Below are 14,742 nucleotides of genomic sequence, written 5' to 3'. Positions count from 1 at the left end.
CTTACAACTCCTCATTCTTATGTAGCTCAAATTTACGATTGGCTTTGTCCCAGGTTAAACGCGGATCGAACATGATTGATGCAAACATCGTCAAAATAACAACCAAGGCAAACAGGACTGCTCCCAGGGCAGGATAAATACTCATCAGTTGTCCCATGCGAACCAGCGCGGATAGGACAGCAATAACGAATACATCAATCATTGACCAACGCCCAACAAACTCCACCATTTCATAAATAAAATGCATCTTTTCGGAATCATGGCTCGTTTGACTTTTTGCATCCCAGCATAACCAGCCAATAGCCAGCATTTTCAATAAAGGTATCATGATACTGGCAATAAAAATAACCATTGCAACAGGATATGAGCCAGAGCCCCAAAGCAAAATAATACCTTCCAGAATGGTGGAATTAAGTTGCTGTCCCAGTGCCTGGGTCACCATGATAGGCAAAATATTCGCTGGAATATAAAGTATGGCTGATGTTATCAGTAGTGCCATTGTGCGCTGGAGGCTATTGCGGCGGCGCGCGTCCCCCTTTGTATGGCATCGGGGGCACCGAGATTGTTGGGCGGGCAAGATGGCGGTACAACTCTGGCAAAGCCTGACACCTTGCACCAGGCCAGGTTTTCCAGCCTGCAAGGTCGGGCAAACTTTAGGTGCCGGCGCAATTTCATTCCAAAACCAATGCCTGTCAAGACACTGAAATGCCCTGACCTGAAACAGACAAAACAAGCAGTAAGGGAAAAAACTCAGGCCAATGCTGATTTCACCATGTGCCATCAATTTAACAAAGCTGACCAACACGCCCGCAAGGAAGATTTCTGCCATGCACCATGTTTTCATCTTAAACAGAATGCGCGCCAACTCTATTTTCAAGCGGCGCGCCATTTTGGCGTTCTGACATAAGATGATGATGGCAATCATACAAAATGTCGGCACAAGCTGAACGAAGATCAAAAAAAGCGCAGCCATGCTGGAATAGTCTTCGTTGAACATCACCTTGGGGATCTGAGTCAACTTTATTTCACTCACAATCCCCGCCACACTCATGCTAACAAAAGGAAACAGGCAAGCGAGAAAAAGCATGATTAACGCGCTTAATGCATAACCTGTTGGTTGATTACGCGGCTCTCTCCACTTTGCTGTCAGTAACGCATGGCACCGTGGACAAACCGCTTTTTTCCCTTGTTCCAAATCAGGCACAGCCACCAGCATGTCACACTGGGGACAAAGAACCAGCTTGTCATGCTGGTGGTTATTGGAACACAAAGTGTTTCTCCTTTAGCAAAACCCACAAGTTTCTTTTATGCGGCAGCTATTATCCATTTTTCATCATTTCCAATTCCTGCCAGCGATCAAACGCTTTTTCCAATTCTTGCTCTTTATTTGCCAGTTCATTCAGAACATTTTGCGTAATTTCATGTGATTGATTGAAGAATTCCGGGTCACTGACCTGAGATTGCAATTTATTGATCTCTTCTTCTAATTTCTCTAATAATAATGGTAGTTGTTCTAATTCACGCAGTAAATGGTAACTTATCTTATTGTTTGTTCGTTTAGGTGATTGTTTCGGCTTAACCGCCTTGTTTTCAGCACTAACCTTTTTCTCCGAAGCTTGACGCAGGGAAACTGTTTGAGCCTGTTGCTGCTGGGCATCATAATATCCCCCCGCATAATTGTTGATTTCACCCTTGCCTTCAAAAATCCAGCATTCAGTGACTGAATTATCAACAAATTGGCGATCATGGCTGACCAAAATCACGGTTCCGGTATAGCTATCAACTAATTCTTCAAGTAACTCCAATGTTTCAACATCAAGGTCATTGGTCGGTTCATCAAGAATAAGCAAGTTGCTTGGTTTCAAGAATAGACGGGCCAGCAACAGGCGATTGCGCTCACCACCAGACAACGCTCGCACAGGGGTCATCGCGCGTTTAGGATGGAAAAGGAAATCCTGCAAATAACTCAACACATGGCGGGAACGTCCATTGACTATAACTTCCTGCTTACCTTCAGCGAGGTTATCCATAACGGTCTTATCAGGATCCAGCGCGGCACGATGCTGATCAAAATAAGCCACTTCAAGTTTGGTACCACAATGAATGTGCCCATTGTCTGCTGACAAATCGCCTAACATTAACTTCAATAATGTCGTTTTACCGCAGCCGTTTGGTCCCACTAACGCAATTTTGTCGCCACGTTGGACTTGAGCCGAAAAATTTTTGACCAATGTTTTATCACCAATCTGGTAATTCACATTTTCCATTTCAAAGACAATCTTACCGGAACGTGTCGCTTCTTCGACCTGCATTCTCGCTGTTCCCATAACATTGCGGCGTTCAGCACGTTCTACACGTAATGCTTTCAATGCCCTTACCCGACCTTCATTACGGGTACGCCGTGCTTTAATCCCCTGGCGGATCCAAACTTCTTCCTGCGCCAGTTTTTTGTCAAATTCGGCATTCTGCAACTCTTCAACCCGCAGCGCCTCTTCTTTTCCTTCAAGATATTTATCGTAATTTCCCGGCCATGAGGTTAGCTTTCCGCGATCCAGATCAACAATACGTGTCGCCATGTTGCGAATGAATGATCGGTCATGGGAAATGAATACAAGGCTGCCATTAAAGTCTTTCAGGAAATTTTCCAACCATTCAATAGTATCAATATCAAGATGGTTGGTTGGTTCATCAAGAAACAGCACTTTTGGCGAGCAAACCAGCGCCCTGCCCAATGCCGCCTTACGCAACCAACCACCAGACAATGAAGAGAGTTTCGCTTCTGCTGGCAAGGAGAGTTGTTTTAATACGTCGCTAATCCGGCTATCCAATGACCATAGGCCACGGATATCCAGCACTTCCTGCAACTCAGCCAGATGGTTGAGATTTTTCTCGCTAGGATCGGTTTCTACCAAACGCGAAACATGATGGAACGCTTTGATGTATTCAGACTGCTCTTTTACTCCTTCCGCAACAAAATCAAATACCGTACCTTCTATGTCACGGGGAGGATCTTGCTGTAAGCGCGCAACAATCACGTCTTGTTCATAAATAACCAAGCCATCATCTAAGGGTTGTTCTTTTGCCAACACGCGCAACAATGTGGATTTTCCCGCACCATTGCGCCCAACCAAACAGACTCTTTCGTTTTCTTCAATATGCAGTTCAGCATTATCCAACAGCGGTGCATCACTGAATGATAACCAAGCACCGGATAAACTAATCAATGACATAATGTTATTTGTCCTCGCCAACGTGATGCAGCAACCAGCAGTTATGGATCTGACGGTTACGGGTAAAATCCTGAGATAAAGTCTTTTCTGTTATTTCGGTTGCAACCAGACCTAGCTTATTTAATTCAGCAAAATCCATCTTAAAACCCCGTTTATTATTGGAGAACATTAAGGTTCCACCCGGACGTAACAGACGTTTTAATTGTTTCATTAATTCGATGTGATCACGCTGAACGTCAAAAGTGTTTTCCATTCGCTTAGAGTTAGAGAATGTTGGCGGATCAATAAAAATGACATCGAATTGTTCACAGGTCTGAGCTAACCATCCCAGACAATCAGCCTGAATCAAACGGTGCTGACGCCCGGTTAAGCCATTCGCCTGTAAATTTTGCTCTGCCCATTCAAGATAAGTGCGAGACATATCTACCGTGGTTGTCGAACGCGCACCACCCAATCCTGCATGAACTGTCGCCGAACCGGTATAGGCAAATAAGTTAAGAAAATCCTTGCCTCGGCTCATTTCACCCAATTTTTTGCGGGCAATACGGTGATCAAGGAATAACCCCGTATCCAAATAATCGGTCAAATTCACCCAGAATTTTGCACCATATTCGTTGACCAAAAAGAATTCTTTCTTCTCGGCCATTTTTTCATACTGACTTTTGCCTTTCTGACGTTGGCGAGTTTTCAAGATCAGTTGGTTGGATGATAAGCCAAGCACATTCATTGTTGCACTGATAACATCAAACAGGCGTTGACGGGCTTTATTGGCATCCACAGATTTCGGCGGGGCGTATTCTTGTACAATGATTTTATCGGCATAGCGATCAACAGCAACATTGTATTCAGGTAAATCTGCATCATATAAACGGTAGCAATCAATACCTTGCTGTTTGGCCCATTTGCTGATTTTTTTCTCATTTTTACGCAAACGGTTAGCATAATCCTCAGCAATACCTATATCCAATGACTGAGGTTTATCCGCTAACTGTTCATTTTTCTGGATAAAATAATTCTTTTGGATACAATCCAGAGGGCCATTTTTAGCCTTAAACTCACGCTCTGCGCGTAATTGCAAACACCCCAACAATTCTGGCGAAGCACTGAACACTGATAAACGCCAGCCAGGGAAGCGGACTTTCATCACACGACCAAATACACTGTGCAATGCAATCAGTGCAGGTTCACTTTCAAGACGTTCTCCATAAGGTGGGTTGCTTAATACCGTTCCCTCTGGTCCTTCCGGCAGGGGATTTTCCAGTTTGCTGGCATCTCCCTGCTGGAACTGGATCAATTGGGACACCCCTGCCCTACGTGCATTTGAACGTGCCATATCCATTACACGACGATCAATATCTATTCCAAAAAAGCGGGAAGTCGTTTCCTGTAACCCCTTACGGAAACGGACCTGTGCTTCTGTAGTCACTTCACGCCAGATTGTTTCATTGAATTGCAACCATGATGTGAATCCCCAATGCTTACGATGCAAACCGGGGGCGCAATCTGCTGCCATCATGGCCGCTTCTATCAGCAACGTTCCTGAACCACACATTGGATCAACCATTGGCGTTCCTGCATTCCAGCCAGAACGTAAGATAATCGCTGCGGCAAGGTTCTCTTTCAGTGGTGCCTGTCCGGCCAGATCACGATAGCCACGGATATGCAGGCTATCTCCACTCAAATCGAGTGATACGGTTGCTTTCTCTTTATTCAGGAAAACATGGATACGGACATCAGGTTGTTGTTTAGCAACATCAGGACGTTGTTTTATTTTGCGCATAAAACTATCGACAATAGCGTCTTTTACTTTCAATGCGCCATATTGTGTATTTCTGATCTCCTCATTCGTGCCACTGAAATGCACAGAGAACGTACTATCAACTGAGAAAATCTCGCTCCAGTCAATGGACTGGATACCAAGATACAGATCCAAATCACTATAAACTTTAAATTCGTTAAGCGGCATCATGATACGGGATGCCAGTCTGCTCCACAGCAAACTTTTATACATCATCCGATCATCGCCCTGAAAATGAACCCCGCCTTGGGCAATCCTACAGGATTGCGCTCCCAGGATTTCCAGTTCGTTCTTTAACAGTTCTTCCAGTCCACGTGCCGTGCTGGCAAAGAGAGAGTTCATCTTATTAATCATCACAAAAAGTTCACCACCAAAAAAATTGTGGCACATTATAGCCAATACCTTCGACATGTCCTAAAGTTGCTGACACAATTAAAGATAAAAATGCTTTGGCAAAGATAAAAATATTTGGGAGATAATGGATGTTAACTCTGTCGCGCCTCTATACCTACCCCGTCAAATCCATGCGTGGATTACAACTCTCTCATTCTCTCGTCAATGAAAGTGGCCTGATGTTTGACCGCAATTTTATGATCACCACAACAGACGGTACTTTTATTACTGCCCGCCAATATCCGCAAATGCTGCTATTTACTCCAACGATGCTCCATAATGGTCTGTACTTGCAGGCACCAAACGGAGAAAGCGCCACTGTACTTTACGATGATTTTAAAGAGGAGCGTTTCTCCACCGAAGTTTGGGGAAATCATTTTACCGCGTTAGTCGCTCCTGAGAGGGTGAATAGTTGGCTCAGTGACTTTTTTGATAAACCTGTACAATTACGTTGGCTCAGTGAGGAACTAACACGACGGGTTAAGAAATTCCCCGATATTTCTTTATCATTCGCAGACGGTTTTCCCTATTTAATTATCAATGAAGCCTCTTTTCATGCCTTGCAACAACGCTGTCCCGCCAGCATTAAAATAGAGCAATTCCGTGCCAATATCATTGTCACAGGTGCAACCCCTTTTGAAGAAGATAGCTGGCAAACCATCCAAATCGGCGATATTGTTTTTGATCTGCCAAAACCATGCAGTCGCTGTATTTTGACAACAGTCAGCCCGGAAAAAGGCAGCAAAAATCCGCAAAGTGAGCCACTGGCTACACTACAGTCTTTCAGAACAGCCAAAGAAAATGGTGCGGTTGATTTTGGGCAGAATGCCATTGCCCGTAATAGCGGCATTATTCGAGTTGGGGATCGTGTCACCATTTTGGAAAAGAGAACACCACGCGAATATGGTAGTGGTGAACAAGCGGTCGATTTGCCTATAAAAGAAGACGCTCAACAGTCCGTTGCTATTGAATTCAATGGACAACGTTTTATTGGCAATAATCAGCAAATTATTTTAGAACAACTCGAAGATCAAGGTATTCAAATTCCCTATTCATGCCGTGCCGGAATTTGTGGCTCCTGTAAGATAGCCCTGATTAAAGGGGATGTATTGCCACTAAAATCGACTTCCATTAAGGATAATGGAAAAATTCTGGCATGTAGCTGTATACCTCAAAATGATTTAGTCATCGAACTAAGATAAACATTAATAATAGATAACGATAGCATTTGTATTTAAATCAGGCAGTATAAATAAGCTAGCTGTCTGATTTTTATTACTGAGCTTTTAAGCAGGCAATATATTACGGAAAAAACATGCCATTGATTGACGCTATAAATATATCTTAATGTGAATGATAAAGGGCGTTCAATAATGCTGATAGAAGTAATTTGTTTAGGTTAATAATATTATGAACCTAGCAGCCTAATGGCACTAAATTGCCCTATCATATATTGATGATTGAATTGGCTCGGCATAGGGCATGATGCGATCATTCATGACCTTAATGGGATCACAAAAATTCATAACACGATCGTGCATCTCTAACTTTTGCTGTGCCAATAGACACAAGCTGGCATTGTGACCAACTTCTGCGACCATAAACAGCGCTTCAGTACCGCTATCCTGTAATTTAAGCTGAATAATTTCGCCGTGTTCTGGTTTCTCTATCAAAGAAAAATGGGAGAAATACCAACTCTTAGGCATTTGTGGTTTCATAAAACGTAACGCAACCACCCCATTCAAAGCCAATTCAGCTCTAAACGCAGGAGCCATCTTATCGATACGACGTAAATGTTCTTCAAAAGTGTAAAAAAGCGCGGCATCATCGACTGAGAATGACATTTCCTCCATTGTAACGGCGTAATCAGTCAACATCCTGGCAGGGAAACAGGAACGAAAAACCATGCCATTAGCGAGATCGAGCATGACACGGCTATGCTCAGGATCAAAATACCAGCGCCACTGATCATCAGGTCTAATTTTCATTGATTACCCTTTTATGCTCAAAATAGCTTTTTTGGTTAAAATAAGCATTGCCAGCGAAATAAGAAATTAAAAAATAAATGATAAAATTTAATCTATAAGACAAAATATAGACGAGTTGAGGGCAGAAATAAACCCCTACCCCCAAATTGCAGCAAATATTCAGATATGATTAACAATATCTTTGATGAGTTTTGGTCCTTTATAGATAAAACCGGAATATATCTGAATTAATGAAGCACCTGCTTCTATTTTTTCCCTGGCTGCAACAAGTGAATCAATTCCCCCTACACCAATAATCGGTATTTCGCCTTTTAATTCTTGCGAAAGGCGACGGATAATCTCTGTGCTGCGCAATTGCACAGGGCGCCCACTCAATCCCCCTACCTGCTGACAGTGATTCAAGCCTTCGATAATCTTTCTATCCAATGTGGTATTTGTTGCAATAACTCCATCAATATGATGACGCATTAAACTATCAGCAATTTTTATTAATTCTTCTTCTGAAAGATCGGGAGAGATTTTAACAGCAACAGGAACATATTTTTGGAACTTTTGCTGAAGTTCACTTTGCTTATTTTTAATCGCAGACAAGAGATCATCCAGAGCTTCTCCGTACTGTAATGTCCTCAAGCCAGGCGTATTAGGAGAAGAAATATTGATAGTGATATAACCTGCATGAGGGTAAACTTTATCCATGCAAATTAAATAATCATCTTTTCCATTTTCGACCGGAGTATCTTTATTTTTGCCGATATTTATCCCGATAATCCCGTCATATTTTGCGCGTTTAACATTCTCAACCAGATTATCTACCCCAAGGTTATTAAACCCCATTCGGTTGATGATCCCTTCCGCTTCAACCACACGGAATAATCTTGGCTTATCATTTCCAGCTTGCGGGCGCGGTGTTACTGTACCAACTTCAACAAACCCAAAGCCCATCGCGCCAAATGCATCAATGCAATCACCGTTTTTATCAAGACCAGCGGCTAAACCCAGTGGATTTTTAAAAGACAACCCCATGCAAGTAACGGGCTTAGTGGCAACTGATTGGCGGATAAGAAATTCGAAAGGAGTACCGGCAACACGTTTTAGTTGGCGGAAAGTCAGCTCATGTGCCTGTTCAGGATCAAGCTGGAACAACGCCTTCCGTACTAGAGAGTAATACATTTAAATTAACCTATTGTTCTTTATGATTGTCTTTACGTGAGAATTGTCAGTTATACATTTTGAATTATACGCAATCTCATACATATATAATTGCTGCGCTATTGTAGCAGGAAGAGAGGGCTAATTTACCATTATATGAGTAAACAAAAAAGCCCTCTCTATAAGCAGGCAAAAACAAACCCCGTTTAAAACAACAACGGGGTTTGTTAGCGATCTCATCTCCGACAATAACCGAAAAATATGTTACATATTAACTTTCAAGCGCCTTGGTAATCTTTTCGAACAGGTCACCAGATAAGTTCTCTATTCCTTTCAACTGTTCCAGTGCCGCACGCATCAAAGCCTGACGTTTCTCATCGTAACGTTTCAGACGAATCAATGGATCAATCAAATGTGATGCTACTTGCGGATTTAGGCTATTCAGTTCGGTTAGCACTTCCACCAAGAATTGATAACCACTACCATCTTCAGCATGGAAAGCCACGGCATTTTTGCTAAAGAATATTCTCAACAGTGAATAAACACGGTTTGGATTACTCAAGCTGAAAGAACGATGTTTCATCAAGCCACGCACTTTCTCAAGCACATCGAAGGCTGGATTGGTTGCTTGCAGCCTGAACCATTTATCCATAACCAAGCCATCCTGATGCCAACGCTGATCAAATTCATCCATTAATTGATAACTGCAAGGCAATTCAGCAGATACAGCCGCAGATAAAGCAGCGATACTGTCAGTCATGTTATCAGCGTGATAATATTGTGCCGCCACTAATTTATCTGCCAACTCTTTGGTATCAATAAAGGCCAGATAGTAGAGGCTGGTATTACGTAAGTCACGTTTCGCAATATCCTTATGCTCTACGCGGTATACGCCTGTCTGGAGACTGTGATAAACCGCAGAAAACTCATCCGCCATTTCATTAGCCAGTGCCTTTGTCATGGCACGAATGACATCATGGATAGCTTTCGGATCTACCACCATAAACAGTTCTGCCATTTCATTTTCAGACGGCAGAGTCAAGATCAATGCAGCCAGAGCCGGATCGATATCTTTATCCAGCAATACAGCACGGAAAGCATCAATGACATGCATTGGCAATTCCAGTGGCAGGGATTTTTGGTGACGGGCAACATTCAGCTTCACATAGTTGGTTAGCAATGCCTGTGCCGCATCCCAACGGGAGAACTCATTACGCGCATGTTTCATTAAAAATGAAAGCTGCTCATCACTGTATAGATAATCCAATTTCACTGGTGCAGAAAACTCACGCAATAAAGAAGGAACAGGCCGTGATGGAACTTCATCAAAGACAAATGATTGTTCTGCATTAATAACATTCAAAACATGATGCACAGGCTGACCATTACGACGCAGCGGGATCACTTTTCCTTGTTCATCATAAAGCTCAATATCCAGAGGAATGTGCAGCGGTTGTTTCTCTTGCTGATCTGCCGTTGGTGATGTCATTTGACTGACATGCAAAATATATTGTTGCTTTTCTGCATCGTATTCGTCACGGACAGTCAGCACAGGTGTCCCTGATTGGCTATACCAGCGGCGGAAAAGGGTTAAATCGACGTTTGAAGCATCTTCCATTGCCTGTACAAAATCATCACAGGTCGCAGCGCTACCATCATGGCGGTGGATATAAAGCTGCATACCCGCCTGAAATTGTTCTTCACCTAATAAAGTGTGGATCATACGAATCACTTCCGCGCCTTTTTCATAGACGGTCAACGTATAGAAGTTATTCATTTCCATCACCTGATCAGGACGGATAGGGTGAGCCATGGGACCGGCATCTTCGGCAAATTGTGCAGAACGCATAACACGCACATTCTTGATACGGTTAACCGAACGTGAACCCAGATCAGAACTGAATTCCTGATCACGGAATACTGTCAGCCCTTCTTTCAGGCTTAACTGGAACCAGTCACGACAGGTAATGCGGTTTCCGGTCCAGTTATGGAAATATTCATGTCCGATCACAGCTTCAATGGCGAGATAGTCTTCGTCAGTCGCTGTTTCTGTTTTTGCCAGGACATATTTGGAATTGAAGATATTCAATCCCTTGTTCTCCATCGCCCCCATATTGAAAAAATCAACGGCAACGATCATATAGATATCAAGGTCATACTCCAGACCAAAGCGGGTTTCATCCCATTTCATTGAGTTTTTCAACGATGTCATGGCCCAATCAGCACGATCCAAGTTGCCCCGATCAACAAACAGCTCCAGTGCAACCTCACGGCCACTGCGGGTCACAAATGTGTCACGCAGGACATCAAAATCCCCCGCAACCAATGCGAACAAGTAAGCAGGTTTGGGGAACGGGTCTTGCCATTTTACCCAATGACGCCCATCTTCCCGCTCCCCTTGTTCAATACGGTTACCATTGGAAAGCAGGTATGGGTATCTGGATTTATCCGCAGTAATGCGAGTTGTAAAACAAGCCAGAACATCTGGGCGATCCAAATAATACGTGATGTGACGAAATCCCTCTGCCTCACACTGGGTACACAAGGCATCGCCAGACACATACAGTCCCTCAAGTGCTGTATTTGCTGCCGGGTGAATTTCATTCACAATTTTCAGGGTAAACTGGGCTGGAAGTTGTTCAATCAGCAACTTTCCATCCTGTTCCTGATAATGCTCCCACGCTTTATCATCTATATAGATGCCTTTTAACGTGAGATTTTCGCCATCCAAAACCAGTGGGGTAATGTCATTAGCCTGACGTTTTACCTGACTGATTGCCGTCACCGTTGTTTTTTCAGTATCCAGATCAAAATCAAGATCAATGTTGGTAATTGTGTAATCTGGTGCTTTATAATCCAGACGGTGTTTAACAAGTCGCTGTTGTGTCATAGAGAACCTTTTCCATTATTTTTAAAAACATCAACGCTGCCATAGAGAAATCTTCCTTTCAATCAATAAGTCTCTTTTTTTGGATGTTAATAACTTATTAAATAAAAGTATAAATGATGTGGTCAGCATATTAGTACTTTCGTGCTAATTGTCATCTCATATCTCATTTAACATGATATTATCTATAAACGGATTAACCTTAATCTTTAGATTCGGGGAAATATATCTAGCTATATGGCTTCAATAACCCAATAATCACGGTATACTCTCCCGACTTTATCGATTTAGCTGACACGAATATGCTCCGCGAGGATGCCTGACGCGCCATGACTTTAGACGCTACCCCGATTATCAAATCACTGCTTGATACTGATGCCTATAAGTTTCACATGCAACAAGCAGTGTACCACCATTACAACAATATTCCTGTTGTTGCAGAATTTCGTTGCCGTGGTGATGAACTGCTCGGAGAATACGCCGAGCCATTACGTCATCAAATTGACATGATGGCAGACTTAGCATTGACAGAACACGAAGTCGATTACCTTTCTCGCCTTCCGTTCTTCAAAGAGGATTACCTGAACTGGTGCAAAACATTCCGCTTTAATCCTAAACAAGTCGAAGTTTCTGTTACCCATGATGGGCAATTAGCCATCCGCATTTCCGGTTTATGGCACGAAGTTATCTTGTGGGAAGTGCCTCTGCTTGCCCTGATCAGCGAATTGGTTCATCGTCATCACTCACCTGAAATAATGCCGGAAGATGCCGTTATTCAGCTGAGAAAACTGATAGAACTGTTTTACAAAGACGCTGCGGAAAAAAATATCGATCTATCCGGTTTTAAATTAATGGATTTTGGTACTCGCCGCCGTTTTTCACACGCAGTGCAATATGCCATTATCAATGAGCTGAAAAATAGCTTCCCTTATTTGATTGGAACCAGTAATTATCAACTGGCAGAACAGCTTGATCTTCCGCCTCTCGGCACACAAGCCCATGAATGGTTTCAGGCCCACCAACAAATTAGCCCGGAACTTGCCAATAGCCAAAGAGCAGCACTACAAACCTGGCTGAATGAGTATCCAAACCAGTTAGGTATCGCCCTGACTGACTGTATTACCATGGATGCTTTTCTGCGAGATTTTGACAAACCATTAGCAACAGCTTACCAGGGCCTGCGTCATGACTCAGGTGATCCAATTGAATGGGGTGAAAAAGCCATAACACATTACCAATCACTGGGTATTGATCCAATGACGAAAACATTGGTGTTCTCTGACAGTTTGGATCTGCAAAAAGCACTGGCGCTGTATCACCATTTCCATAAGAGAATTAATGTTGTTTTCGGCATTGGCACACGACTGACTTGTAATATTCCGGGCATAAAGCCACTGAATATTGTTATCAAATTGGTCGAATGCAATGGTAAACCCGTGGCAAAACTTTCGGATAGCCCCGGAAAAACCATCTGTGAAGATGACGAGTTTGTCAATAGGTTACGTCGGGCATTCGACATTCCCTATATAGAGAAAGTGGTATAGAAAAACGGCATAACCTGTCTAATTATCTTTTGCGTAACCGGCTTTATGCGGGTTACGCAAATAAAAAAATAACTTTTCCCCCTGTTTCCCCATTAAGACCCGCAATTTCCTCTTGTTTCCTGAGAGATGACAAGTAAGATAGACGATCTGCTCCCTGATTAAGGGAGTATTTGGTAAATCTATCTAGTTATTAACCTATTATATAAAAAAGAGAGAAATTTATGAGCGTAGCGCCTGTAGTCGATGTACTGCAAGGCCGGGTTCCGGTTGGCAACGAAGTCACCGTTCGCGGTTGGATACGTACAAGGAGAGATTCTAAAGCTGGTATCTCGTTCCTCGCCGTCTATGACGGTTCCTGCTTTAATCCATTACAGGCTGTCGTTAATAATAATTTACCTAATTATCAGGATGAAATATTACATTTAACCACGGGCTGTTCTGTCGAAATCACCGGTACAGTGGTGGAATCCCAAGGTAAGGGCCAGGATTTTGAATTGCAGGCCACTAAAGTCGTTGTTGTTGGCATGGTTGATGATCCTGATACTTACCCAATGGCAGCTAAACGCCACAGTATTGAATACCTGCGTGAAGTGGCCCATCTTCGCCCACGCACCAATTTAATCGGCGCAGTTGCCCGTGTTCGCCATACTCTGGCCCAAGCCCTGCATCGTTTCTTCCATGAAAAAGGCTTCTTCTGGGTATCCTCTCCACTGATCACCGCATCAGATACAGAAGGTGCTGGCGAAATGTTCCGCGTTTCCACTTTGGATTTGCAAAACTTGCCACGCACAGATAAAGGCACAGTGGATTTCAGCCAGGATTTCTTCGGCCGTGAAGCTTTCCTTACTGTATCCGGTCAGTTAAACGGCGAAGCTTATGCTTGTGCATTGAGCAAAATCTATACCTTCGGACCCACTTTCCGTGCAGAAAACTCCAATACCAGCCGTCATTTGGCAGAGTTTTGGATGGTTGAACCAGAAGTGGCTTTTGCCGATCTGAATGATATTGCCAAACTCTCTGAAGACATGCTGAAATATGTTTTCAAAGCCGCATTAGATGAACGTGCTGATGATCTGGCCTTCTTTGCAGAACGAGTTGACAGCGAAGTTATCACTCGTCTGGAAAAATTTGTTGATTCAGATTTCGTTCAGTTGGACTACACCGATGCGATAGAAATTCTGGAAAATTGTGGTCAGGAATTTGAAAACCCTGTTTTCTGGGGCGTGGATTTGGCATCAGAGCATGAGCGTTATCTGGCAGAAAAACATTTCAACGCGCCAGTGATCATGAAAAACTATCCAAAAGACATTAAAGCCTTCTATATGCGCATGAACGAAGATGGCAAAACCGTTGCGGCAATGGACGTGTTAGCTCCAGGCATTGGTGAAATCATCGGTGGTTCTCAGCGTGAAGAGCGTCTGGATATGCTGGATCAACGTATGGAAGAAATGGGGCTGAATAAAGAAGATTACTGGTGGTATCGTGATTTGCGTCGTTACGGCACCGTTCCTCATGCTGGTTTCGGTTTGGGCTTCGAACGTCTGGTAGCTTATGTTACTGGCGTATCCAACGTTCGTGATGTTATCCCATTCCCACGGACACCAAGAAACGCAAGTTTCTAATGAATCAGATCAATAAATAAGCGAAAAACCAATCCTATGAAAAGCCAACGAAAGTTGGCTTTTTTTATTTTATAGCGAAAAGCACACGAAAAAAGTTCCCTGATATTTACATTTTGAAATATCTATTTTCA

At 43.1% G+C, this 14,742-nt stretch carries 9 protein-coding genes; 3 read left to right on the top strand and 6 right to left on the bottom strand.

Translation table 11 applies throughout. The features are described 5' to 3' along the window. Position 1 precedes the first annotated feature (1 nt). The 3 genes from pqiA to rlmKL are packed head-to-tail and all read right to left on the bottom strand — an operon-like array spanning position 2 to position 5,370. Positions 2 to 1,270 carry a membrane integrity-associated transporter subunit PqiA gene (gene pqiA, locus BDE27_RS12070; RefSeq protein WP_099133303.1) on the bottom strand — a complete coding sequence of 423 codons (1,269 nt, stop codon included), beginning with the start codon at positions 1,268 to 1,270 and terminating at the stop codon, positions 2 to 4. Between the two features lie 49 nt (positions 1,271 to 1,319). Beyond that, positions 1,320 to 3,230, bottom strand: coding sequence for an ABC transporter ATP-binding protein (locus BDE27_RS12065; RefSeq protein WP_099133301.1), 1,911 nt, complete (start codon positions 3,228 to 3,230; stop codon positions 1,320 to 1,322). A 4-nt stretch (positions 3,231 to 3,234) separates the two neighbouring features. Beyond that, positions 3,235 to 5,370 carry a bifunctional 23S rRNA (guanine(2069)-N(7))-methyltransferase RlmK/23S rRNA (guanine(2445)-N(2))-methyltransferase RlmL gene (gene rlmKL, locus BDE27_RS12060; RefSeq protein WP_099133346.1) on the bottom strand — a complete coding sequence of 712 codons (2,136 nt, stop codon included), beginning with the start codon at positions 5,368 to 5,370 and terminating at the stop codon, positions 3,235 to 3,237. Between the two features lie 140 nt (positions 5,371 to 5,510). Here rlmKL and BDE27_RS12055 point away from each other — a divergent pair, with 140 nt between their 5' ends. Next, positions 5,511 to 6,623, top strand: coding sequence for a YcbX family protein (locus BDE27_RS12055; protein ID WP_099133299.1), 1,113 nt, complete (start codon positions 5,511 to 5,513; stop codon positions 6,621 to 6,623). A 231-nt stretch (positions 6,624 to 6,854) separates the two neighbouring features. Here the strand turns inward: BDE27_RS12055 and BDE27_RS12050 are convergent, their stop codons facing one another. From BDE27_RS12050 to pepN, 3 genes are all read right to left on the bottom strand, one after another. Next, positions 6,855 to 7,409, bottom strand: a complete 555-nt coding sequence (locus tag BDE27_RS12050; protein WP_099133297.1) for a cell division protein ZapC — start codon at positions 7,407 to 7,409, stop codon at positions 6,855 to 6,857. Positions 7,410 to 7,568: 159 nt separating this feature from the next. Then, positions 7,569 to 8,579 (bottom strand): quinone-dependent dihydroorotate dehydrogenase, encoded by a 1,011-nt coding sequence (pyrD, locus tag BDE27_RS12045; RefSeq protein WP_099133295.1) that lies wholly within the window; start codon positions 8,577 to 8,579, stop codon positions 7,569 to 7,571. A gap of 250 nt (positions 8,580 to 8,829) precedes the next feature. Then, complete coding sequence (gene pepN, locus BDE27_RS12040) at positions 8,830 to 11,448, bottom strand: aminopeptidase N (protein ID WP_099133294.1); 2,619 nt, start codon at positions 11,446 to 11,448, stop codon at positions 8,830 to 8,832. Between the two features lie 326 nt (positions 11,449 to 11,774). Between pepN and pncB the strand changes: the two genes are divergently transcribed. Together pncB and asnS are read left to right on the top strand one after the other, a co-directional pair. Further along, positions 11,775 to 12,989 (top strand): nicotinate phosphoribosyltransferase, encoded by a 1,215-nt coding sequence (gene pncB, locus BDE27_RS12035; RefSeq protein WP_099133292.1) that lies wholly within the window; start codon positions 11,775 to 11,777, stop codon positions 12,987 to 12,989. A gap of 221 nt (positions 12,990 to 13,210) precedes the next feature. Beyond that, entirely contained in the window at positions 13,211 to 14,611 is a 1,401-nt protein-coding gene (asnS, locus tag BDE27_RS12030; protein WP_099133290.1) for an asparagine--tRNA ligase, read from the top strand. Positions 14,612 to 14,742: the final 131 nt, after the last annotated feature.

The sequence above is a fragment of the Xenorhabdus ehlersii genome, assembly GCF_003610465.1.
GTDB lineage: Bacteria > Pseudomonadota > Gammaproteobacteria > Enterobacterales > Enterobacteriaceae > Xenorhabdus > Xenorhabdus ehlersii.
This window is presented reverse-complemented; position numbering and strand designations above follow the sequence as displayed.